Annotated in this window: 25 protein-coding genes; 17 read left to right on the forward strand and 8 right to left on the reverse strand. The window is 68.4% G+C overall.

The features are described from left to right. The first annotated feature begins 8 nt into the window (after nt 1-8). The gene (gene greA, locus OG205_RS28160; protein WP_330271034.1) at nt 9-503 is read left to right on the forward strand and encodes a transcription elongation factor GreA; all 495 of its coding nucleotides are present in this window, start codon (nt 9-11) and stop codon (nt 501-503) included. Nucleotides 504-532: 29 nt separating this feature from the next. On the opposite strand, the gene OG205_RS28165 is transcribed toward greA, so the two are convergent. After that, nucleotides 533-1042: an Lrp/AsnC family transcriptional regulator gene (locus OG205_RS28165; protein ID WP_319980305.1), complete on the reverse strand. Its 510-nt coding sequence runs from the start codon at nt 1040-1042 to the stop codon at nt 533-535. Nucleotides 1043-1116: 74 nt separating this feature from the next. On the opposite strand from OG205_RS28165, the gene hppD reads away from it, so the two are divergent. Together hppD and OG205_RS28175 are read left to right on the forward strand one after the other, a co-directional pair. Continuing rightward, complete coding sequence (gene hppD, locus OG205_RS28170) at nt 1117-2298, forward strand: 4-hydroxyphenylpyruvate dioxygenase (protein WP_330271035.1); 1182 nt, start codon at nt 1117-1119, stop codon at nt 2296-2298. A 54-nt stretch (nt 2299-2352) separates the two neighbouring features. Then, complete coding sequence (locus OG205_RS28175) at nt 2353-2598, forward strand: hypothetical protein (RefSeq protein WP_093602603.1); 246 nt, start codon at nt 2353-2355, stop codon at nt 2596-2598. Between the two features lie 506 nt (nt 2599-3104). On the opposite strand, the gene OG205_RS28180 is transcribed toward OG205_RS28175, so the two are convergent. The 3 genes from OG205_RS28180 to OG205_RS28190 form a co-directional block, all read right to left on the reverse strand. Then, nucleotides 3105-4250 (reverse strand): cystathionine gamma-synthase, encoded by a 1146-nt coding sequence (locus OG205_RS28180; protein ID WP_330271036.1) that lies wholly within the window; start codon nt 4248-4250, stop codon nt 3105-3107. Between the two features lie 111 nt (nt 4251-4361). Beyond that, entirely contained in the window at nt 4362-5471 is a 1110-nt protein-coding gene (locus OG205_RS28185; protein ID WP_330271037.1) for an RDD family protein, read from the reverse strand. Nucleotides 5472-5563: 92 nt separating this feature from the next. Continuing rightward, nucleotides 5564-6934, reverse strand: coding sequence for a cystathionine beta-synthase (locus OG205_RS28190; RefSeq protein WP_319980309.1), 1371 nt, complete (start codon nt 6932-6934; stop codon nt 5564-5566). A gap of 118 nt (nt 6935-7052) precedes the next feature. Between OG205_RS28190 and OG205_RS28195 the strand changes: the two genes are divergently transcribed. The 3 genes from OG205_RS28195 to OG205_RS28205 all read left to right on the forward strand — a co-directional run bounded on the left by OG205_RS28195 (nt 7053) and on the right by OG205_RS28205 (nt 9610). Further along, on the forward strand, nt 7053-7925 hold the full coding sequence (locus tag OG205_RS28195) for an SGNH/GDSL hydrolase family protein (RefSeq protein ID WP_330271038.1): 873 nt from the start codon (nt 7053-7055) through the stop codon (nt 7923-7925). Nucleotides 7926-8016: 91 nt separating this feature from the next. After that, nucleotides 8017-9237, forward strand: a complete 1221-nt coding sequence (locus OG205_RS28200; RefSeq protein WP_330271039.1) for an acetyl-CoA C-acetyltransferase — start codon at nt 8017-8019, stop codon at nt 9235-9237. Nucleotides 9238-9400: 163 nt separating this feature from the next. Beyond that, nucleotides 9401-9610, forward strand: a complete 210-nt coding sequence (locus OG205_RS28205; RefSeq protein WP_319980312.1) for a hypothetical protein — start codon at nt 9401-9403, stop codon at nt 9608-9610. Here OG205_RS28205 and OG205_RS28210 read toward each other — a convergent pair. Next, nucleotides 9607-9993, reverse strand: coding sequence for a GNAT family N-acetyltransferase (locus tag OG205_RS28210; RefSeq protein ID WP_330271040.1), 387 nt, complete (start codon nt 9991-9993; stop codon nt 9607-9609). The genes OG205_RS28205 and OG205_RS28210 overlap by 4 nt on opposite strands. Before the next feature lie 120 nt (nt 9994-10113). Then, the gene (locus tag OG205_RS28215; protein ID WP_330271041.1) at nt 10114-10920 is read right to left on the reverse strand and encodes a Bax inhibitor-1/YccA family protein; all 807 of its coding nucleotides are present in this window, start codon (nt 10918-10920) and stop codon (nt 10114-10116) included. A gap of 320 nt (nt 10921-11240) precedes the next feature. On the opposite strand from OG205_RS28215, the gene OG205_RS28220 reads away from it, so the two are divergent. The 3 genes from OG205_RS28220 (at nt 11241) to OG205_RS28230 (ending at nt 14540) form a co-directional block, all read left to right on the forward strand. Further along, nucleotides 11241-12629 (forward strand): MSCRAMM family protein, encoded by a 1389-nt coding sequence (locus OG205_RS28220; RefSeq protein ID WP_330271042.1) that lies wholly within the window; start codon nt 11241-11243, stop codon nt 12627-12629. After that, nucleotides 12614-13321 carry a class F sortase gene (locus tag OG205_RS28225; protein WP_330271043.1) on the forward strand — a complete coding sequence of 236 codons (708 nt, stop codon included), beginning with the start codon at nt 12614-12616 and terminating at the stop codon, nt 13319-13321. The genes OG205_RS28220 and OG205_RS28225 overlap by 16 nt, the downstream gene beginning before the upstream one ends. 70 nt (nt 13322-13391) lie before the next feature. Beyond that, nucleotides 13392-14540 (forward strand): polysaccharide deacetylase, encoded by a 1149-nt coding sequence (locus OG205_RS28230; RefSeq protein ID WP_330271044.1) that lies wholly within the window; start codon nt 13392-13394, stop codon nt 14538-14540. On the opposite strand, the gene OG205_RS28235 is transcribed toward OG205_RS28230, so the two are convergent. Further along, nucleotides 14537-15571: a PQQ-dependent sugar dehydrogenase gene (locus OG205_RS28235; RefSeq protein WP_330271045.1), complete on the reverse strand. Its 1035-nt coding sequence runs from the start codon at nt 15569-15571 to the stop codon at nt 14537-14539. The genes OG205_RS28230 and OG205_RS28235 overlap by 4 nt on opposite strands. A gap of 290 nt (nt 15572-15861) precedes the next feature. Between OG205_RS28235 and pqqA the strand changes: the two genes are divergently transcribed. The 6 genes from pqqA to OG205_RS28265 all read left to right on the forward strand — a co-directional run bounded on the left by pqqA (nt 15862) and on the right by OG205_RS28265 (nt 20157). Then, nucleotides 15862-15984 (forward strand): pyrroloquinoline quinone precursor peptide PqqA, encoded by a 123-nt coding sequence (gene pqqA / locus OG205_RS28240; RefSeq protein ID WP_330271046.1) that lies wholly within the window; start codon nt 15862-15864, stop codon nt 15982-15984. Between the two features lie 88 nt (nt 15985-16072). Beyond that, nucleotides 16073-16768, forward strand: a complete 696-nt coding sequence (gene pqqC, locus OG205_RS28245; protein ID WP_330271047.1) for a pyrroloquinoline-quinone synthase PqqC — start codon at nt 16073-16075, stop codon at nt 16766-16768. Beyond that, nucleotides 16765-17043: a pyrroloquinoline quinone biosynthesis peptide chaperone PqqD gene (pqqD, locus tag OG205_RS28250; protein WP_319980320.1), complete on the forward strand. Its 279-nt coding sequence runs from the start codon at nt 16765-16767 to the stop codon at nt 17041-17043. The genes pqqC and pqqD overlap by 4 nt, the downstream gene beginning before the upstream one ends. Next, a complete protein-coding gene (pqqE, locus tag OG205_RS28255; protein ID WP_330271048.1) occupies nt 17036-18115 on the forward strand; it encodes a pyrroloquinoline quinone biosynthesis protein PqqE in 1080 nt (359 codons plus the stop codon). The genes pqqD and pqqE overlap by 8 nt, the downstream gene beginning before the upstream one ends. Next, entirely contained in the window at nt 18112-18993 is an 882-nt protein-coding gene (pqqB, locus tag OG205_RS28260; protein WP_330271049.1) for a pyrroloquinoline quinone biosynthesis protein PqqB, read from the forward strand. The genes pqqE and pqqB overlap by 4 nt, the downstream gene beginning before the upstream one ends. Nucleotides 18994-19011: 18 nt before the next feature. Next, on the forward strand, nt 19012-20157 hold the full coding sequence (locus OG205_RS28265; protein WP_330271050.1) for a PucR family transcriptional regulator: 1146 nt from the start codon (nt 19012-19014) through the stop codon (nt 20155-20157). A 40-nt stretch (nt 20158-20197) separates the two neighbouring features. Here OG205_RS28265 and OG205_RS28270 read toward each other — a convergent pair whose 3' ends face one another. Then, nucleotides 20198-21037 carry an SGNH/GDSL hydrolase family protein gene (locus tag OG205_RS28270; protein WP_330271051.1) on the reverse strand — a complete coding sequence of 280 codons (840 nt, stop codon included), beginning with the start codon at nt 21035-21037 and terminating at the stop codon, nt 20198-20200. A gap of 117 nt (nt 21038-21154) precedes the next feature. On the opposite strand from OG205_RS28270, the gene OG205_RS28275 reads away from it, so the two are divergent. Together OG205_RS28275 and OG205_RS28280 are read left to right on the forward strand one after the other, a co-directional pair. Beyond that, nucleotides 21155-21895, forward strand: a complete 741-nt coding sequence (locus OG205_RS28275) for an inositol monophosphatase family protein (protein ID WP_330271052.1) — start codon at nt 21155-21157, stop codon at nt 21893-21895. After that, a complete protein-coding gene (locus OG205_RS28280) occupies nt 21892-22575 on the forward strand; it encodes an SDR family NAD(P)-dependent oxidoreductase (RefSeq protein ID WP_330271053.1) in 684 nt (227 codons plus the stop codon). Before OG205_RS28275 ends, OG205_RS28280 begins: the two co-directional genes overlap by 4 nt. Nucleotides 22576-22683 lie beyond the last annotated feature (108 nt).

Below are 22683 nucleotides of genomic sequence, written 5' to 3' on the forward strand. Positions count from 1 at the left end.
AGGAGTTGGTGACCGTGAGCGACACCCAGGTGACCTGGCTGACCCAGGAGGCCTACGACCGGCTCAAGGCTGAGCTGGACGAACTTATCGCGTACCGCCCGGTCATGGCTGCCGAGATCAACGCTCGTCGCGAAGAGGGCGACCTCCGCGAGAACGGCGGCTACCACGCGGCCCGCGAGGAGCAGGGCAAGCAGGAGGCGCGCATCCGCCAGCTGCACGAACTGCTCCAGGCCGCCAAGGTCGGCGAGGCTCCCACCACCAAGGGTGTCGCAGCGCCGGGCACGGTGCTCACGATCCGCTACGAAGGCGACAACGAGTCGGAAACCTTCTTGCTGGCGACTCGCGAGGAGGGCGCGCACGGCGAGATGGAGGTCTACTCCCCGCTTTCGCCGCTCGGAAAGGCGCTCAACGGCGCGAAGGACGGCGAGACCGTGTCCTACGAGCTGCCGAACGGCAAGCAGCAGAAGGTCACGCTGATCTCCGCGGTTCCTTACCAGGCGTAGTCACGCCACAAAAACGTGCGAAGGGGCGGTCACCTAGGTGGCCGCCCCTTCACGCGTTCCAGTAGAGGCCGCACGCGTGGAGGCACTGGCGTCGACAAAGCAATAGAGGTCGACAAACGACGAACGTGAGGCACGTCGACAATGTGATCGACCACGCGCTGCAGATCCGCATTCGACCTCGCGACCATTCTCACGAACAGATCGCCTTGGCCCGTAGTCGCGTGCACCTCGCACACCTCACTGATCGCGGCCAGCCCTTCACACACTTCGGCACGGCGCCCCTGTGCGATCTCCACCGTCGCGAACGCCGTCAGCCCGTAGCCCATCGCGCCGAGGTCGAGCGCCGGCGGGAACCCGGTGAGCACGCCCCGCTCGACCAGCCTGTCCAGCCGGGCCTGCACGGTTCCCCGCGCGACGCCCAGCCGGCGGGAGCATTCGAGGACGCCCAGCCGGGGCTCGTCCGTCAAGAGCAGGAGCAGCTTCGCGTCCAGTTCGTCCACGGGCTGGTCAGAGTGCTCACTCTGCTGATCCAAGGGCATAGATCACTATACAAAATGTCCTGTGAATTCGCTGACTGTTGCTCATCCTGCTAGGTCGAATCATGCTGATGAACATGACGCAGCAGCTTGACGACGTGAGCTACGACCAGCTCCGGCAGCTCGTGGGGTTGGTCGACTACGACGCGACCAAGGACCCCTTCCCCGTGCGCGCCATGGACGCCGTGGTGTTCGTCGCGGGCAACGCCACGCAGACCGCGTGGCTCTACCAGGTGGCGTTCGGCATGGAGCTCGTGGCCTACGCGGGCCCCGAGACCGGCCAGCGCAGCCACAAGTCGTTCGTGCTGAAGTCGGGCTCGGCCCGCTTCGTGATCCACGGCGGCGTCACGCCCGGTTCCGAACTCCTCGACCACCACCGTCGTCACGGCGACGGCGTCGTGGACCTCGCACTGGAGGTCGGCGACGTCGACCAGTGCATCAAGCACGCCCGCGAGCAGGGCGCGACCGTCCTCGAAGAGCCGCACGACGTGTCCGACGAACACGGCACCGTGCGCCTCGCCGCGATCGCGACGTACGGCGAGACCCGCCACACGCTCGTCGACCGCTCGAAGTACGAGGGCATCTACCTGCCCGGTTACGTGGCACGCAGCTCGTCCGTGAAGCGTCCGGAAGGCGCCCCGAAGCGCCTGTTCCAGGCCGTCGACCACTGCGTCGGCAACGTCGAGCTCGGCAAGATGGACTACTGGGTCGAGTGGTACAACCGCGTCATGGGCTTCGTGAACATGGCGGAGTTCATCGGCGACGACATCGCCACGGACTACTCGGCGCTGATGTCCAAGGTCGTCTCCAACGGCAACCACCGGGTCAAGTTCCCGCTGAACGAGCCGGCGATCGCGAAGAAGAAGTCGCAGATCGACGAGTACCTGGAGTTCTACGAGGGCGCGGGCGTCCAGCACATCGCGCTGGCGACCAACGACATCATCAAGACCGTCACGGCCATGCGCGACGCAGGTGTCGAGTTCCTCGAAACGCCGGACTCCTACTACGACGACCCGGCGCTGCGTGCGCGCATCGGCGAGGTCCGCGTCCCGATCGAGACCCTGAAGGAACACCGCATCCTGGTCGACCGCGACGAGGACGGCTACCTGCTGCAGATCTTCACGAAGCCGATCGGCGACCGCCCGACCGTCTTCTACGAAATGATCGAGCGGCACGGCTCGCTGGGCTTCGGCAAGGGCAACTTCAAGGCCCTTTTCGAGGCGATCGAGCGCGAACAGGAGCGACGCGGCAACCTCTGACGCCGATACCCCGGTAGGCTGCCTTACGGGGGACTCACATCGGGTGGAGGTGGCATGGCATTCGCGCGACGCGTGGCCGCGGTGATTCCGCTGGTCGGAGCCGTGACCACGGCTGTGGCACTGACCGGCGCGGCGTTCCTGACCGTGGCGCACGCAGGCTGTGACGAGGCCGGCCGCTTCGTCCGCACCGGCGACGCGATCCAGTTCGTCGGCGGCTGTGTGAACGGTGCCGACCTACCGTCGGCTCCGACAGCCGAGGCCGAGAACGTGGACAGGTTCGGCGGCTCGAAGAAGCCTTAGAAGACGCAGAAGGCCCCTCCCACACGGGAGGGGCCTTTCGCATGTGCGGAGGTCACCCCTCCGCTGGAACGTGCCCGGCCACCGCAAGGACCCGCGCGGTGCCAACCGGCGCCCGCCAACGCAAGGCGACCACGTACGAGGTCTGGCGCGCGGTGCCACCAGGCACGGCCCCTCGCAAAGCAACCACGTACGAAGTCTGGCGTGGCGATGCGGAGCGAGCAGTCTGAACCTAGGGCGCCGGGTAAGCGGTGCACTCCGCTCATGGCGATTGGGGCTTTACCTTGAGTGGGCGGGATGCTCCCCTCATGGGCACGGCCGGGCGCTTTTCAGCCCGGCCTTTTCCGGCCGTCAAGCATCCCGCCAGAGGCTCAAGGTCAAGCCCCAATCGCAACCCCGCACTTCGTCACTACCCACGCGCCCACCCTCGCAAGGCGACCACTCGCACGGAACGCGACCAACCCCGCTGGAACGCGACAAACGCCCGCACGCAACCCGCGCGGCCGAACTCAGCCCAGGGCTTCGAGCAGGTCAGCCACCAGGTCGTCACCGGACTCAATACCCACCGACACCCGAATCAGGTCCGCCGGAACCTCCAGCAACGACCCGGAAGTAGACGCGTGCGTCATCTTCCCGGGGTGCTCGATCAACGACTCGACCCCGCCCAGCGACTCGGCCAGCAGGAACAGCTTGGTCCGCGAGCAGACCTCCAGAGCCGCCTCCTCGCCACCGTCGACGATGAACGACACCATCCCGCCGAACCGGCTCATCTGCTTGGCCGCGACGGCGTGGCCGGGGTGCGACTCCAGGCCGGGGTAGATGACCTTCTTCACGCGAGGGTGCCGGGTCAGGGCCTCGGCGACCAGCTCGGCGTTGTCGGAGTGCTTCTCCATCCGCAGCTGCAGAGTCTTGATGCCGCGCAACGTCAGGTAGGCGTCGAACGGCCCGGGCACAGCTCCGGCACCGTTCTGCAGGAAGCCGAACGCCGCGTCGACCTCCTCATCAGAGGTGATCAACGCACCGCCCACGACGTCGGAGTGCCCGCCGACGTACTTGGTGGTGGAGTGCAGCACGACGTCCGCACCCAACTCCAACGGAGTCTGCAGGGCGGGCGAGGCGAAGGTGTTGTCCACGACCAGCTTCGCGCCGGACTCGTGCGCGACAGACGCGATGGCGGCGATGTCGCCGATGTTCAGCAACGGGTTCGTGGGCGTCTCGATCCACACGAGCTTCGTCTCGGGACGGATGGCGGCGCGGATCGCGTCCACGTCGGACACGGGAGCCGGCGAGTGGGTGACGCCCCACTGCGAGAAGACCTTGTCGATCAGCCGGAACGTGCCGCCGTAGGCGTCGTTCGGGATGACGATGTGGTCGCCGGGCTTGAGGAACGTGCGCAGTGCCGCGTCGGTCGCACCCATGCCGGAGGAGAACGCACGGCCGTAGCGGCCGCGTTCGAGCGACGCGAGGCACGTCTCCAGTGCGCGGCGGGTCGGGTTGCCGGTGCGCGAGTACTCGAAGCCCTCACGCAGGCCTCCGACGCCGTCCTGGGCGTACGTCGAGGTCGCGTAGATGGGCACGTTCACCGCACCCGTGGTCGGGTCCGGGTCCTGACCGGCGTGGATCGCCCTGGTGGCGAAGCCGTATGGGGTGCTCATGTTCGAAGGGTACTCACCCATCTGGCCGCCGACCGCAAGTGTCCAAGCAGTGAAAACAGACCAGCCCCCGGCCGTGATGGCCGGGGGCTGGTCGAAGTGCTGCAGAAGGACTTACCAGCCCTGCTGCTGGCCGCCGTAACCCTGCTGCGGGGGCTGGCCGTAGCCGCCCTGCTGCGGAGGCTGCTGCTGCGGGTAACCGCCCGTGCTCGGCTGCTGCGGGTAGCCACCGGTGCCGGGCTGCTGCGGGTAACCGCCGCCGCCGTAGGACGCGGTGTCCGGCCAGTTGATGACGACCGTGCCGCAGATCTTGTCGGAGTAGGTCTCCTTCTTCGGCTGGTTCCACAACGGCGCGAGGTAGTTGATCAGCGAGCCGATGCCGCAGAGCAGACCGAACGCGTTGTTCAGCAGAAGGCGCAGGAAGGCCACACCGCCGCCGGGCGGCTGCTGCGTGTCCTCCTTGATGACCTTGATCTTCGCGACCTTCTTGCCGATCGACTGGCCCGTGGAACCGCCCTTGAGGACCGTGTTCCAGATGTAGAAGCCGAAGAGGCCGCCGTAGCCGACCACGTACGCGATCAGGATGAAGAGGCCGGCGGAGGACGCGTCACCCGAGCTCGCGCCGATCGCGCTGAAGACACCGATGATCAGACCGGCGACCAGGCCGGGAGCGGCGTAGTCGATGAGGCCCGCGACGGCGCGCGAACCCCACTCGGCGTAGCCGGTCGGAGGCATCGGGGCGCCGTAACCGGGCTGGCCGTAGCCGCCGGGTGCGCCACCGTAGGCCTGCTGCTGAGGCTGGCCGTACGGGCTCGACTGCGGAGCGCCGTAGGGCTGCTGCGGCTGACCGTAGGCCTGCTGCTGAGGCTGGCCGTACGGGTTCGACTGCGGCGCGCCGTAAGGCTGCTGCGGCTGACCGTAGGGCTGCTGCGGAGCGCCGTACTGGGGCGGCTGCTGGGCGGGGAAACCGCCAGAGCCGGGTCCCTGCGCCGGGAAGCCACCCGAAGCAGGAGGCACCTGCCCGGGGCTGACGACCTGGGTGGCGTCCGCATTCTGCTGCGGTGCGGCGGGAGCCTGACCAGGCGAGACGACCTGCGTCGCGTCCGGGTTCGGGTATGCCGAAGTCGGCTGCCCACCTCCCGGGACGATCTGCGTGGCGTCCGCGTTGGGCTCCTGCTGCGGCTGACCGCCGAACTGGTTTCCTGGCGGCTGCGGAGCGTTCATCCGGTTTCCAACCCCCTTGGCTGGGCCGTGGGTACGAGTAAGACTGATGATGATCTGGGGCGTCACGCTATCGGACGCACCGGCCTCTACGCTCAGCGACCAGCCAAGAACCCCAGAATGTCCTGACGAGTTACGACTCCGGCAGGCTTGCCGTCCTCCAGCACGAGGGCCGCGTCGGCGTGCGAGAGCGCGTTCATGGCGATGCCGACCGGCTCACCGGCGCCGAGCGTGGGCAGCGGCGGCGACATGTGCTTGTCGAGGCGGTCGGACAGCTGGGCCTTGCCGGTGAACAGGGCGTCGAGCAGGTCGCGCTCGTTCACGGCGCCCGCGACCTCGGCCGCCATGATGGGCGGTTCGGCGTTGACGACGGGCATCTGCGAGACACCGAACTCGCGCAGGATCGCGACGGCGTCACCCACGGTCTCGTTGGGGTGCGCGTGCACGAGGTCGGGGAGCATTCCGCCCTTGCGGCGCAGCACGTCGCCGACGGTCGCGCCGGTCGAGTCGGGCGGCAGGAAGCCGTAGGACGCCATCCAGCGGTCGTTGAAGACCTTGGACAGGTAGCCGCGGCCACCGTCCGGGAGGATCACGACCACGACGGCGTCTTCCGGCAGGTCCTTCGCGATGCGCAGCGCGGCGGCGGCCGCCATGCCGCAGGAACCGCCGACGAGCAGGCCTTCCTCGCGGGCGAGGCGGCGGGTGGTGTCGAACGAGTCCGCGTCGGAGACCTCGACGATCTGGTCGCAGATGGTCTTGTCGTACGCCTCGGGCCAGAAGTCCTCGCCGACGCCCTCGACCAGGTACGGGCGGCCGGTGCCGCCGGAGTAGACGGAGCCTTCCGGGTCGGCGCCGATGACCTGCACGGCGCCGTCCGAGATCTCCTTGAGGTAGCGGCCGGTGCCGGAGATCGTGCCGCCGGTGCCGACGCCCGCGACGAAGTGAGTGATCTTGCCGGCGGTCTGGCGCCAGATCTCGGGGCCGGTCTGGTGGTAGTGGCTCGCCGGGTTCTCCGGGTTGGAGTACTGGTCGGGCTTCCACGCGCCGGGGATCTCGCGGACGAGCCGGTCGGAGACGTTGTAGTACGAGTCCGGGTGCTCGGGCGCGACGGCGGTCGGGCACACCACGACCTCGGCGCCGTAGGCCTTGAGGACGTTGCGCTTGTCCTCGCTGACCTTGTCGGGGCAGACGAACACGCACTTGTAGCCCTTGCGCTGGGCGACCAGGGCGAGGCCGACGCCGGTGTTGCCCGAGGTCGGCTCGACGATCGTGCCGCCGGGCTGAAGTTCACCCGATTTCTCCGCGGCCTCGACCATCCGCAGCGCGATGCGGTCCTTCACGCTGCCACCGGGGTTCAGGTACTCGACCTTGGCCAGCACCGTGGCCTTGATCCCCGTGGTCAGGGAGTTGAGCTTGACCAGCGGCGTGTTGCCGACCAGATCGACGACGTGCTCGACGTACTCCACCGGTATCTACTCCCTGCTCCCACTCTCCGAGATAGCGGGACGAAGCCTAGCTCGAGTGACTGCGGAGGTTAATTCGAACAGCGGAACCGACGATTCCACTGGAAAGGGGGTGTTGCGGATGATCGGACTCAGGACGCTGCGTGCTGTGGCGATGACCGCCGCGACGCTCGGAGGCCTCTCCGGCGCACTGGTGGGACTGCTCACGGAGCAGGGAAGACGTGCCAGGACGGCCATTGGCGTGCTGGAGCACCTGTGGCCGGCGCCGGACGGCGTGTACCTCGACGACGGCCGCGATCCGGTGCGGCTGGCGGTGCTCGGCGACTCGATGGCGGTGGGTGTGGGTGTGACCCATCCCTCGCAGATGCCGGGTGTGCTGCTGGCCGAGGCGCTGGCGGAGGAGGCCGAACGGCCGGTGCGCCTGTCGACGTACGCCATCAGCGGCTCGACCACCCGCGACCTGGTGCCGCAGGTCGACGCGGCCGTACTGGGCCTGCCACAGGTCGCGTTGATCATCATCGGCGCGAACGACGTGACGTCGCGGATGAGCCCGGGCGAGTCGGGGCGACTGCTGGGCGAGCAGGTGCGCAAGCTGCGCGCGATCGGCTGCGGCGTCGTCGTCGGCACGTGCCCCGACCTGGGGATCGTGCGGCCGATTCCCCAGCCGTTGCGGATGGTCGGGCATCAGTACAGCCTGCGTCTCGCGGCCGCGCAGACCGCCGCGGTGCGAGAAGCCGGTGGCGTGCCGGTGTCGCTGGCGAACCTGCTGGCGCCGGAGTTCATGGCGCGGCACGTCGACATGTTCAGCTCGGACCGCTTCCACCCCAGTTCCGTCGGCTACGAGGCGGCGGCCGGTGTGCTGCTGGCGCCGTTGTGCCAGGTGGCGGGGCTGTGGCCGGGCTGGGTCGCCCCCGCTCTGCCGTTGCGGTCGGCGGCTGCGTTGGCGGTGCGGCCCTCACGCGTGCCGGGGTGGCTGCAGAAGCGGCACGCATGAGTTTCGGAATTCTCGTCACTCGCGCTGGCCGGGGTGAGCGGACGTTAACTAGGCTCGAAGGCAACCTTGACTCTCAACGAGGAGTTTCGTGATGCCTGAGGCCGTGATCGTCTCCGCCGCCCGCTCCCCCATCGGCCGTGCGGGCAAGGGCTCGCTGAAGGACGTGCGGCCCGACGACCTGGTGGCGCGGATGATTCGCGCGGCACTGGACAAGGTGCCGCAGCTCGACCCCGCGCAGATCGACGACCTGATGCTCGGCTGCGGCCTGCCCGGCGGCGAGCAGGGCTTCAACATGGCGCGCGTCGTGTCCGTGCTGCTGGGCTACGACAACCTGCCCGGCACGACCGTGACCCGTTACTGCGCTTCTTCCCTGCAGACCACGCGCATGGCGCTGCACGCCATCAAGGCGGGCGAGGGCGACGTGTTCATCAGCGCCGGCGTCGAGACCGTGTCGCGGTTCGCCAAGGGCAGCTCCGACTCGTGGCCGGACACGCACAACCCGCTGTTCGGCGAGGCCGAGGCGCGCACCGCTTCCGTCACGGCGTCGGGTGCCTCGGAGTGGGCCGACCCGCGTTCGGTGGACGTCGTGCCGGACGTCTACATCCCCATGGGCCAGACCGCCGAGAACCTGGCTCTGCTCAAGGGGATCTCGCGCAAGGAGATGGACGAGTTCGGCGTCCGCTCGCAGAACCTCGCCGAGAAGGCCATCGCGGACGGCTTCTGGGCCCGCGAGATCACGCCGGTCACGCTGCCCGACGGCACCGTGGTCTCGTCCGACGACGGCCCGCGCGCCGGCGTCACCTACGAGGCCGTGTCCCAGCTGAAGCCCGTCTTCCGCCCCGACGGCCGCATCAACGCCGGCAACTGCTGCGCCCTGAACGACGGCGCCGCGGCCCTGGTGATCATGTCCGACACCAAGGCCCGCGAACTCGGCATCACGCCGCTCGCCCGCGTCGTGTCGACCGGCGTCTCGGGCCTGTCGCCGGAGATCATGGGCCTCGGCCCGGTCGAGGCCTCGAAGCGCGCACTGGCGCTGGCCGGCCTGTCGGTCTCCGACATCGACCTCGTCGAGATCAACGAGGCGTTCGCCGCCCAGGTGATTCCGTCCTACCAGGACCTCGGAATCGACCTGGACCGGCTGAACGTGAATGGCGGCGCCATCGCGGTCGGCCACCCGTTCGGCATGACCGGCGCGCGCATCACCACGACCTTGATCAATTCGCTGCAGTTCCACGACAAGCAGTTCGGTCTGGAGACGATGTGCGTGGGCGGCGGCCAGGGCATGGCGATGGTCATCGAGCGCCTGAGCTGAGCTTTCGTTCAAGATCTGCAATTTGACGCTTGCAAGTGGCTCCGTATCACCCGAACGGAGCTACTTGCCTGCGCCCTTTCTGCCGATGAGTTGAATCATCGCGCTATGGCGTCATCAGGCGAGGGGAAGTCCGTCCCTACCGATGAGCAAGGAGGGGTCGGACATGCCCTATGTGTGGTGGCAAAGCGAATATGACCTGCAATGCCATGCTTTCTCCCGAGACCAGGCCGATGGTTCGCGCAGCTTTTACGAGGCCGTCTGCGAACATTCGGTGCCCGACGAACGGGTGTCGCGCGCGCAGGCGGGCGCGCTCTGCACGACCTGCCTGATCAAGGTGGGCACCGAACTGCCGGATGTCCGCTGGCGGGTCTAGACCCGCCGCATGCCGACACTCGCCGGTGCGCTCTCGGTGAAGCCGTGCCGTTCGTAGAGACGACGGCCGGGTGGGTCGGCAAGCAGGTTGACGTACGCGTTCGGGGACTGCGCGTGGATGTGGTCCAGCAACGCGGTGAGGATCGCGTCGCCGATGCCTTTGCGTTGATGATGCGGAAGCACCGCCATGTCGATGACGTGGAAGTACCAGCCGCCGTCACTGAGCACGCGGCCCATGCCGGCGGTTTCGCCTGATTCCACGTGAATGACACTGGCGCTGGACCACGCGCCGCTGATGCCGTTTTCCGCTTCTTCACGAGTTCGCGCGCTCAGTCCGGATTCCTTGCGCAACCGCAGGTAGTCGTCGACTGATGGCGGTTCCATGACGAGCCGGTATGCGGAGTCCACTGAATTCCCCCTGAAGTTGAATTCCTCGGACTTCACCCTAGAACGCCGAAGGGGCGCCCCGCCGCAGCGGAACGCCCCTCCAGAACACCCGAAGCGTCAGTCCGAGTTGAAGTACGACAGCAGGCGCAGGATCTCGGTGTACAGCCACACCAGGGTGACCGTGAGACCGAACGCGATCTGCCACGCGAACTTGGCCGGCACGCCGGCCCGGATCGCCTGGTCGGCGGCGTCGAAGTCGATCAGGAAGCTGAACGCCGCGAGGCCGATGCAGACGAGGCTGAAGATGATCGCGAGCGGGCCACCGCTGCGCAGGCCGAGGCCGCCGTCGGTGAAGAAGCTCATGACCAGGTTGAAGAGCATGAGCACGCCGACACCGATGATCGCGCCGACGATCCACTTGGTGAACTTCGGCGTGACGCGGATCGCGCCCGTCTTGTAGACGACGAGCATGCCGAAGAACACGCCGAGCGTGCCGATGATGGCCTGCCCGATGACCACGACGCCCTGGCCGGGCTTGTCGGTCATGCCGTCGATCATGTTGCCGATGATCCCGCTGAACGCGCCGAGGAAGACACCTTCGACGGCGGCGTAGGCGAGGACGAGCGGCGGGCTCGGCATCTTCTTGAACATGATGACGAGGGCGAGCACCAGACCGATGATCGCCGCGGGGATCAGCAGACCCCACGCCTTCATGAGGTACGTGATGACGGCGGTCGTGGCCACCAGGGCGAGCGTCATGCCCGTCTTGGTGACGACGTCGTCGATCGTCATCGGCCGCTCGCTGGTCAGCGGCGGCGGGGCCTGCTGGTAGCCAGCCTGCTCTGGCTGACCGAAGCCTGCGTAGCCTCCGTACCCGCCGCCGGTCGGCAGGTTGCGGAAGGCCGGGTTGCTGCTCGAGCGCACCTGGATCCTCCTGTGGCGTTGCTTTACGCCGTCACTGGGTTCAACGAGCACGCTCGGTGCCATGTTCCCCATCGGTAAAGGCGACTTTACCCCCGACGACGATCACACGTGCGCAAATACTGCGCCAACTCCAGAGCGTTATGCGACTACGGCGTGTCGCGGCGTGTCTGACACGAAGGACGTAAGGCCCGTCACATTCCAATCACGTTCACACGCTGAGTAGCGAGAGACTTCCTCCGCGTGGCGGCTTGTCCCCGGTCTGGGGGACCGACAGGCTCGCACGCGGGATCTACACAGGTCAGAGGGGATCACGATTCATCATGGGCTGGAAACGTCTGGCCGCCGTGGCGATGGTTTCGGGGCTCGCGCTCCTGACCGTTCCCGCGACGGCGTCAGCGGTCGGCGTCAAGGGCATCGGCCACAACGCGTCAGGGCTCCAGCCCAACGCCACACCGGGCAGTGAGTGGCACGGGTCATACATCTGGCAGGACAAGCAGGTGTGGTGCGTGCAGTACGCGCTGCCCGCGCCGGACAGCACCGTCGGTTACAAGGAAGGCGACGAGCTGCTCACCAAGGCGGGCAAGAAGCTCGCTCCGGAGATCGCGGCGAACATCTCCTACCTGCTGCTGCGCTACTCCACGACCAAGTCGCCGGACGAGGCCGCAGCCCTCGCGCACCTGCTGCACAGCTGGACGTCGGTTCCGGACGGCGCGGTGCGGCTCGACACGACCGACGCGAAGTTCCTCGCCTACGACGCTCCCTTCTACGCCGCGCGGCTGCCGCAGTCCGTCATGGACACCGTCAAGCGCCTGCAGGACGACGCCGCGGCCAACCGCGGTCCGTGGACGCTCAGTGCCGTCGCGCCGAAGGAACCGCTGATCATCGACACGGAGTCCACCTGGACCCTGTCCCTGGTCAAGGCCGACGAGAAGGGCGTCACGAACGCTCCCATCGACTTCACGCTGACCGACGCCAAGCTGGCCGACGGCAAGACCAGCGGCACGGCCACCACGGGCGCCGACGGCAAGGCGGCGACCGTGAAGATCATCCCGACCGGCCCGAAGCCCGCGATCGCGGCGGTGGCGGACGCCCCGGCACCCAAGCCGGTCGTGCACTTCCCCATCCAGACGGACAACATGCAGCGCATGGTCACGACCGGCGGTGAAGCGAAGCTGAACGCCGCCGCGAACGGCCAGGCCAAGACCGCGCCCGGCGCCGTGAAGATCACGAAGATCGACTCCGAGACCAAGAAGGCCATCGCCGGCGTCGCGCTGCGCGTCACGGCCAAGGACCAGACGGCCGCGGCGAAGAAGCAGGACGACACGGACCTGGTCGGCACGGACGGCAAGCCGCTGGTGCTGCAGACCGGCCCCGACGGCACGGTCGAGGTGCCGGACCTGCGCACCCCGCAGGAGATCTGCCTCGTCGAGGTGGCCGCTCCCAAGGGTTACGAGGAGTTCTTCGACCCGAAGGCGCCGCCTGTCTCCTGCGGCACGGTCGCGGCGGGTCAGACGCTCGCGCTCGAACTGGTGAACAAGCCGAACAAGCCGGTCGTGCCCAGCACGATTCCCGCCGGCACGGACGGCCAGACGCCGGTCGCGACCGCGTCGTTCGACACGCAGCTGCGTCCGGGCCTGATGCTGACGGTGGGCGGACTGGTGCTGCTCGGCGCGGCGCTGGCAGGCTTCCTGGTGTGGCGCAGGCAGTGAGTCCCAAGGCTTTTCTGACCGGCACGCTGGTGGCGGGCATCGCCGCCGCCAGCGTGCTGGTCACCACGTCCGAGACCGAGGTCCTCAAAGGACACGCGGTCGCGGACGAGATCCCGGTCGTCGGACCGGGACCGGTGGCGGACAGCCTGAGCACCGGCCGCGGTCCCGACCTCACCGGGTTGCTCGGCGGGGCGAACACGGCCAACGCCAGGCCCGTCGAACCCACCGCGCAGCAACAGCCAGCGCCGCCCAAGGCCGGTCCGGGTTCCGTGCGGCTGCCCTCGGGCGGTTCGGCCACGCTGGTGCGCAAAGAGGTCAAGGACGGCGTCCTGCCGGTGCCCGACGGCATCGGCGAGGCGACCTGGTGGGGCACCGAGCTAGCGGGTGCCGAGGGAGCGACGGTGCTGGCCGGGCACGTCGACTGGAAGGGCGCGAAGGGCCCGTTCGCGGAGCTGTGGCAGGCGCAGAACGGCCGTGAGGTCGTGATCGCCGACAGCGCGGGCAAGGAGTTCAAGTTCCGCATCAAGCAGATCGAGACGGTCCGCAAGGAAGAGCTGCCGGCGCGCGCCGTCGAGTTCTTCGGCCCGCGTGGCCCGCACCGGCTCGTTCTGGTCACCTGCGGTGGCACCTGGGTGGGCGGACAGCAGGGGTACGAAGCGAACCGAGTGGTCATCGCCGAACCCGTTCAGTGACCAATCGCGCACCTCGCGCAACCCGTTCGGGTAATCAGTCGTCTCCTAAGGTGTGAAACGGTGGGGATGGTTGACCACGGGCCTGGCTCTGGGGCTGGTTCTTGTGATGGTGATGACCCTGGGGTCGCACAAGGAGCAGACGCCTCAGGCGGACTCCGGTCCGCTGCCGATGGCACCGAGACTGCCCTCTCCCAAGGACGCGGGGCCGACGCCGACGGTGCCCGCGGCCACCCAGGAACAGATGCAGAAGCTGTCGTGGATGCACAAGCTCGCACCTGGTGAGAAGCCCCCGCAGTTCGTGCTCTTCTCCTTCGACGGAGCGGTGTCGAAACAGCACTGGGACAAGATCCTGCCGATCGCGAAGGCCAAGAAGGCGCACGTCACCGGCCTGCTGTCCGGCGTCTACATGCTGGCGGACCAGGAAGGCGTCCAGTACCAGCCGCCCGCCGGACTCAAGCGCGGCCTGTCCGACATCTCGTTCGGCGGCACCAGGCAGGACATCACCGCCCGCATCGGCTACCTGAACCAGGTGATCGCCGACGGCCACGAGATCGGCACGCACTACAACGGCCACTTCTGCTCGAACGGCTCCCAGCCGTCGGTCGACAAGTGGGACACGGCGGCCTGGAACGCGGAGCTCGACCAGTTCAAGCAGATCGTGGACAAGTCGCGCGCAGCCGGTCTCAACCTGCCCGCCGATGCCGTCCGAGGTGGACGGACGCCGTGCCTGGAAGGCAACTGGGACCAGGCTTTCCCCGCGATGGCCTCGCACGGGCTCGTCTACGACACCAGCAAGGTCGCCCTCGGCGTGCAGTGGCCGACCGTCCAGAACGGACTGTACGAGTTCCCGATGCCCGAGGTGCGCGTTCCCGGGCTGGGCAAGCAGGTCGTGATGATGGACTTCAACCTCTGGTACTCGCTGAACCAGGCCAAGGAACAGCCGGAGCGCGCGGCCGACTTCGCCCAGATCGTCCTCGACACGTACAAGTCGGTGCACCAGGCCGCGTTGAACGGCAACCGCGCGCCGATCGTCGTCGGCAACCACTTCAACGAGTGGAACGGCAACGCGTTCTCGACGGCGATGGAGCAGTTCATGGAGTTCGTGTGCGACAAGCCGGAGACGGTGTGCGCCACCTACACCGAGGTGATCCAGTGGATGCAGCTGCAGGATCCGGCGGTGCTGGACCAGCTCCGCCGGATGCCCGCTGCCCGCAACTAGCCGTCGGTGGAGATGATCCGGTCGTCGTTCGCGCCCGGTGAGCCGTTCGCGTCCTGATTGGACGTTCCCAGCCACAACGTGCCGTCCGGTGCCGGAGCCACCGCGCGCACCCGGCCGTAGCTCGTGAACACCGCCTGCGGAGTGCCGAGCGTGGTGCCGTTGACCGGGATCTTCCACACGCGCTTGCCGGTGACCGCGCCGACGTACAGGGCGTTCTTGTAGTAGGCGATGCCGGTCGGACCGGCCTGGCTGGTGGACCACGTCTTGACCGGGTTGGTCATGCCCGCGGTGTTGCAGTTGCCCTCACACGTCGGCCAGCCGTAGTTCTTGCCGGCCTCGATCCGGTTGATCTCGTCGGTCGTGTTGTTGCCGAACTCCGTGGCGTACGCGGTGTTCCCGATCCAGGTGATGCCCTGGACGTTGCGATGGCCGATCGAGTAGACCACGCTGCCGGCGCGAGGGTTGCCGGCAGCGGGCTTGCCCGCGGTGTCGAAGCGGAGAACCTTGCCGCCCAACGAGTTCCAGTTCTGCGCGTTGGCGGTGTTCTGGCCGTCGCCCGTGGTGGCCCACAGGAAACCGTCCGGACCCCATTCGAGGCCGCCGCCGTTGTGGTAGCGGTTCTTGGGGATTCCGGTCACGATCGGCTGCGGTGTGCCGCCGAGCTGCAGCTTGGCGACGCGGTTGTCGCTCGCCGTCGAGTAGTAGATGAAGACCGAGTTGTCGGTCGCGAAGCTCTTCGACACGGCGAGGCCGAGCAGTCCGCCCTCACCGCCGGTCGTCTGGGCCTGTTCCACCGTGTCCAGTTCGGTCACGGTCGTGCCCGAGATCTTCTTGATCTTCCTGGTGTCCCGCTCGGTGAAGATGCCACTGCCGTCCGGCAGGAACTCGATGTCCCACGGGATGTCCAGCTTCGTGGCGAGTGTCCGTTCGGCCAGGACAGAGGGATCGTCCTGGGCAGAGGCGGGCATCACGCAGAGGGACGCGGCCACGGCAGTGCAGGCCGCCACGGCTGCGATACGACGAGCACGCATGTGCTCTCCTTCGGGTCCGCTCGTGGATTAGGGCGGCGGCGGTGTTGCAGGGCGTATTTACGCAATCACAGATCGCAGGCACCCGCAACGGTGACCCGATGTTCCGGAACATGTATCGCTTCTGAGCAGGCGAAACGCCGTGATCCACCCGATGACTTCAGGGAACTTTATGTACGGTCTAGACCGTGCCTGGCCTGACCACCTACCGTGTGGTCAGCCGCCGCGCCCCCACGGAAAGCGCTTGCTCGCCCACGCCGGGCTTGCAGGCAGGACACCCGAGGAGTTGCGCCATGAACGTTGCCGTCACCACCACCGAGACCACACTTCCCGAGGTCAAGCGCGAGTGGGTCAAGCCGGACTTCCGCGACTTCGAGACGCCGATGGAGGTCACCGCCTACGCGGCTCGCAGCTGACGTCAGGCTTCGCGCCGGGGTTCCTCAGCCAGCGCCGGGAACCCCGGCTCCCGCGCGTCGTTCGTGGTAGACCGAGGAGTTTCCGACCATGACTGCCGTCTCTCCCGCGGAGTTCGTCGCCGAGCTGCGCGCCCTCGCACCCCGGTACTGGGACAGCCATCCGTTCCACCTGCGCATGCACGCCGGTCAGCTGAGCAAGCACGAGCTGCAGGCCTGGGCCGCGAACCGGTGGTACTACCAGCGCTGCATCGCGCAGAAGGACGCGGCGATCCTCTCGAACTGCCCGTCGCCGGAAATTCGCCGCCAGTGGCGGGAGCGGATCGTCTGGCACGACGGCACGCAGCCGGGTGAGGGCGGCGCGGAGAACTGGATCCGCCTCGCGGAAGCCGTGGGGTTGACGCGGGAAGAGGTGCTCGACGAACGCCATGTGCTGCCCGGCACGCGTTTCGCCGTCGACGCCTACGTGAACTTCGCGCGCACCAAGCCGTGGGTCGAGGCCATCGCCTCCGGCCTCACCGAGATGTTCTCGGGCGCGTTGATGCGCAAGCGTTTGGCGGCGTTGCGGGAGCAGTACCCGTGGATCGCCGAGGAGGGTTTCGCGTACTTCACCAACCGCATCCAGGCTGTCGCAGGGGAAGGAAAGGCCACTGTGGACATCGTGGTCACTCATTCACTGACCCGCGAACAACAGCTGGCCGCCGTCGACGCGCTGTCGTTCAAGTGCGACGTGCTGCGGGCCGTGCTGGACGCCGTCGACTACTACTCGGGCAAGGGCAGGCCGTGACGACCGCCGTCGCGCTGGACGCGGTGCCGCGGATCCGGCGTGGTGTGAAGTGCACCTACGACCAGATCCGGGAGGCGCACGTCGTGCTGTTCCCCGAGGGCGTTCTGGTGCTGAACGAGACCGCGGCTTCCGTTGTGGCGCTGTGTGATGGCGTCCGTTCGGTTGGGGACATCGCCGTCGTGCTGGCGGACGAGTACGACGGTGTCGAGCCCGAGGACATCGCTTCGCTGGTCGCCCGCATGGTCGAACGAAGGGTGGTGGACGTCGATGGCTGAGGCTCCTTTCGGCCTGCTGGCCGAGCTGACGCACCGGTGCCCGTTGCAGTGCGGTTACTGCTCGAACCCGCTGGAGCTGGTGCGACGCGACGCCGAGCTGTCGACCGAGGACTGGCGGCGGGTGTTCGACCAGGCCCGGTCGCTGGGCTGCCTGCAGATCCACCTGTCCGGCGGCGAACCGTTGCTGCGGCCGGACCTTCCTGAGTTGGTGGCGCACGCGAACAGCCTCGGCTGCTACGTCAACCTCGTCACGTCGGGAGTCGGTCTCTCGCGCGACCGGTTGCGGGAACTGGCTTCTCTCGGCGTCGATCACGTGCAGCTCTCCCTGCAGGACGCGACGAAGGAGGGCAACGACAGGATCGCGGGCATCAAGGCGTTCGACCGGAAGATCGAGGCCGCGGCCCACGTTCTCGACGAGGGCCTGCCGCTGACGGTCAACACCGTGCTGCACCGGCAGAACCTCGACAACATCGCCGGCATCATCGCGATGGCGGAACAGATGGGCGCCGAACGCCTGGAGCTCGCCAACACCCAGTACTACGGCTGGGCGCTGCGCAACCGCGCGGTGCTGCTGCCCACTCGCGAACAGCTCGCCGTCGCCGACCCGATCGTGGCCGCGGCGCAGGAACGTCTGCGCGGACGGATGGAGATCGTCTACGTCATCGCGGACTACCACGAGGCCCACCCGAAACCCTGCATGTACGGGTGGGGAGCACGGCAGCTGACGGTGGCACCGAACGGCGACGTGCTCCCCTGTCCCGCCGCCACGGTGATCTCGTCGCTGACGATCGAGAACGTGCGCGACTCCTCGTTGCACGACATCTGGCACGACTCGCCGTCGTTCAACGCCTTCCGCGGGTTCGAGTGGATGCAGGACCCCTGCCGCTCGTGCCCGCGCAAGGAGATCGACTTCGGCGGGTGCCGGTGTCAGGCGTTCCAGCTGACCGGTGACGCCGCCGCGACCGATCCCGTGTGTTCCCTGTCGCCCGCACGGTCCACTGTGGACCTGATCCTGGAGACCGAGATGGCGCCGGCCGAGGTGCCCGCGATGGCGATGAGGAAGATGCGGTGAAGGCGGTTCTGCTCGGCACGACGGCGGGTGGCGGTTTCCCGCAGTGGAACTGCGCCTGCGCGTTGTGCGTGCGGGCTCGTTCCGGCTCGTTGCCGTCGCGATCCCAGGACTGCCTGGCGATCAGCGGCGACGGCACGGACTGGTGGCTGGTCAACGCTTCTCCGGACATCCGGACGCAGATCGCCGCGTGCGCGTTCCTGAACCCCGGACCTGGCGCGCGCGACACCCCGTTGCGAGGTGCCCTGTTCACCGACGCGGAGCTCGACCACACTCTCGGGCTGCTGACGTTGCGCGGGGGCGCGGGCCTGACGGTGTGGGCTCCCGGCCCGGTGCTGCACGCGTTGCAGGACCAGTTCGACCTGCGCACGGTGATCGACGGCTACGCGCCGGTGGCGTGGCGTCAGGTCGAGGCCGACCAGTCGTTCTCGCTCGGCGGGGTGCGCGTGTCGGCGATCCCGATCAGCGGCAAGCGACCGAAGTACGCCCGGTCGTCCACTGTGGACGGGCATTGGGTGATCGCTTACCGGTTCGAGGACGAGGTTTCCGGCGGTGTGCTGGTCTACGCGCCCTGCCTGGCGTCGTGGCCCTCCGGTTTCGACGAGGTGGTGGCCGGCGCCGACTGCGTGCTGCTGGACGGCACGTTCTACGCGGCCTCGGAGATGGGGTCGGCGACCGGCAGCTCGTCCGGTCAGGCCGCGATGGGTCATCTGCCGATGTCCGCGAGCCTGCCTGAGCTGCGGCGATTCCCGTCCGTGCGGCGCATCTACACGCACCTCAACAACACCAACCCGGTGCTCGACCCGTCGTCCCCGGAGTTCTCGAAGGTCCGCGAGGCCGGTGTCGAGGTTCCGTTGGACGGCACGGTGATCGAGCTGTAGATCGGCCACAATCACCGGATGTCCTACGTGATCGGTGGCCGGCCGCTGGCAGCGCGACTCGTCGCGGAGATGCCGTCGTTCGTGCGGCAGGTGGTCGCGTCGCTGGTGGAGCGCGTGCCCGCGTACGCACAGCTGCCCGCGGAGGAGCTCGACGGCGACATCTTCCGCGTCACCGAGCACGCCCTGCGCGCGTTCGCGGCCGTGCTCGCCACCGGTGAGTTGCCCTCGGCCGACGAACTGCGGTTCCTGCGCGAGTCGGCGGCACGGCGGGCCGAGGAGGGCGTGCCGATCGACGTGGTGCTCACGGCGTACCACGTGGGCATCCAGGTCGTGTGGGAGACGCTGGTGCCCGAGGCCCTGCCCGAGGAGGTCGCGGACGTGCTCGCGCTGAACGCGTTGGCGCTGCGGTACTTGCAGCTCGTGACGCCCGTGGTGAGCGCCGGGTACCTCGACGAGCGGCAGACGATGTTCGACGACGAACGCTCGGCGCGTGCCACGCTGCTGACCGGTCTGCTCTCCGGAACCGTTGAGGCGTCAGGGCCGTACGTCGTGCTGGCGCTGCACATACCGCCGCATCCGGACGAGCTGCTGGACGGGGTGGACGCGGCGGTCGCCGGGCGGCGGAAGCTGCGCCGCCTGCGGACCGAGCTGGAACGGCACAGCCGCGAACCGGTGCTGTCGTCGCTCACGCCCGATGGCGGTCTCGCGTTGCTGCCGGGTGAGGACCCGCCGCTGGAACGGATCGTCGCGGACGTGACGCGTTCGGCGGGGACCCCGGTGACGGTGGCGGCGGTCGCGGCCTCACCCTCCGAGGTCGCGGCCGCCGCGGTCCTGGCGCGCGAGGTCCTGGCCGTCGCGGCGCGGTCGGGTCCGGGGCTCTACCGGCTCGCCGACGTGTTGCTGGAGTACCAGCTGTCCCGGCCGAGCGCGGCCCTCGGACCGTTGGCGGCGATCGTCGGGCCGCTGACCGAGGAACTCGTGCAGACGCTGGAGGTCTATCTGCGGCGCGGGTCGCGGCGACCCGCCGCTTCGGAACTGCACGTGCATCCGAACACCGTGGACTACCGGTTGCGGCGGGTCGCGGAGCTGACCGGGCTGGATCCGACGCGGATCGAGCACGTCACGCTGCTCGCGGCGGCGCTGGCGGCGCGGAGGGCGCGCTGACGCAGGGGTACCCCCTGGCTGGGAACCCCTGCGTCACAACCTACGCAGCGGGTCCGACAAGATCAGTTGCCTTCGCCACCGCGGTGCCGAAGGCCTTCATGCCGGCCGCGTTCGGGTGCAGCGGCGCCGCGATCGTCGTCGGGATCAGGCCCTCCAGGTAGCGGTCCGCGGGCTTGGCGCACGTGTCGTGGCCGACGCTGACCGCCGCGAGGTCCACGTAGGTCGCGCCGCGCTTCTCCGCCTCGGCCTTGGCGGTGGTGCTGAGCAGGTTCACCGAGGCCTGCAGGTAGTCGCTGTCGCGCGCCCAGATCGGCTGGACCGGGTAGCAGCCTCCTGGACGGATGTAGGTGCCGTAGCCGGTGACGAGGATCTTCGCGTGCGGTGCCCGGCGCTTGACCTCGTCGAGGGCGGTGCCGAACTCGGGCGCCCACTCGGCGATGGCCGCCGCGACCTGGTCCCCGCCTGCCGTCAGCCGATCCCTGCAGGACAGACCCACAGGTTCCGGGAGCAGGTTGATGCAGCCCAGCGCGGTCTGCACGAGGCCGACGTCGTTGCCGCCGATCGTGATCGACACCAGGTCGGTGGTGGGCTTGAGCGCGTCGTACTGCGGTGCGACGAACCCGAACTGGCGGCCCGCGAAGTCGTCGGTCTTCGCACCGGAGCACGTGACGTCGGTGAGCTTCGCGCCGAGCAGCTTCGCGGCGATCCGCGGGTAGTTCCGATCGCTGCGCAGGCACCACAGCGCCGGGTCCTGGTTCGGGATCAGCGGACCGGCCGCCGCCGAGTCGCCCAGGGCCACGTAGTCGAGGGTGTCCGCCTGCGCGGTACTTGTTCCGGCGACCAACATCGCCACGACAGCCAACCCGGCCACGATTCGCATTCCGATCCTCCAACGCCGTTGTCAGGTCTGCTCATCGTGGTGGTTCAGGTCACTGGTGCGGGTGGGACGTTGCCCAGAGTCATCCGGTCGTGTTTGTGACCGATCACAATGGGCCTCGTGACTCCTGGGGAACTCCTCGCGTTGGCCGCGCAGTCCTGCGTGGACGCCGCCAAGCTGCTGCGCGACATGCGCGTCGACGTGTCGTCGAAGGGCACTTTCGACCAGGTCAGCACGGCCGATCTGGAGGTGGAGGCGTTCCTGCGGGCCGCCCTGGTCTCCGGTGCTCCCGGTTCGGCCGTGGTCGGCGAGGAGCTGGGCAGCTCGTCCGCCCCGCTCACCTGGTACGTCGACCCGATCGACGGCACGCGGAACTTCGTGCGCGGCATCCCGTTGTCGTGCATCTCGGTCGCGGCGGCCGTCGAGGGCTCGCTGGTCGCGGGCTGCGTGCTCGACCCGTTCCGCGACGAGCTGTTCACGGCGGCCGTCGGCGTCCCGTTCCGCGTCACCTCCACGGGCCTCACGATCCCGCCTGGCACGAGCCCGCGGCCGCTCGTGCTGACCGACATCCCGTTGCCCGGCAGCCCGTACCAGGGCGAGATGGAACTCCTGAGCGATCTTCTGGCTGTCGCGGACGTGCGCCGCGTCTACTCGACGGCCCTGTCGCTCGCGTGGGTCGCGACGGGCAGGGCGGACGCGGCGGCGAACATCGGCATCCACCCGTGGGACGTCGCGGCGGGCGCGGTGCTGGTCCGCGAGGCGGGCGGCGAGTTCCGCGAGATCGGCACGAACGGCTTCGTCGCCGGCCGGGGTGAGATCGTCGGCTGGCTGGCCGAACGAATGGAAGGCATCGTCTCGTGATCGATCTCAGCGGCAAGGTCGTGCTCGTCACCGGCACCGGCGGCCCCATCGGCAACGGCATCGCTCTCCGGTTCGAGGACGCGGGCGCCCGCGTCGTCCGCCACCGGGGCGTCGAGGACGGCGACCTGCGCACGTCGGCCCAGCGCGTGGTCGACGACGCCTTCGCTCAGCACCGCAGGCTGGACGCGGTGGTCAACAACGCCGGCGTCCAACCCGTGGAACCGTTGCCGGACATGACGCCCGAGCAATGGCGGTTCGTCGTGGACGTCAACCTGACGGCCCCGTTCGCCGTCACCCAGGCCGCCGTCGCGCACCTCCCGGCCGGCGGCTCCGTCACGCACATCGCGTCGATCGAGGGCACTCACCCTGCCCCCGGCCACGCCCACTACGCGGCTTCGAAGGCCGGTCTGATCATGCACGCGCGAGCGGCCGCGCTGGAGTACGGGCCGCGGGGCATCCGGGTCAACACGGTCTCGCCTGGCCTGATCGCGCGGCCGGGCATCGAGGAGCAGTGGCCGGAGGGCGTTGCACGGTGGCGTGCGGCGGCACCGCTCACCCGTCTCGGCACACCGGAGGACGTCGGCGACGCGTGCGTGTTCCTGGCCAGCGACCTGGCGAAGTGGATCACCGGCCACGATCTCGTGGTCGACGGAGGAGTGACCGCCCGGCCCACCTGGTGAACTCAGTCACCTTGGCATGACAGTAAGTAATCACGCGCGGTTTTACACCAGTTCGTACAGGACCGACAGGGCACAAAGACCCCACCGGAAGAGTTCATCGATAGGCAA

Origin of the sequence: Lentzea sp. NBC_00516 (assembly GCF_036346835.1) — a bacterium.
Classification (GTDB): Bacteria; Actinomycetota; Actinomycetes; order Mycobacteriales; family Pseudonocardiaceae; genus Lentzea; species Lentzea sokolovensis.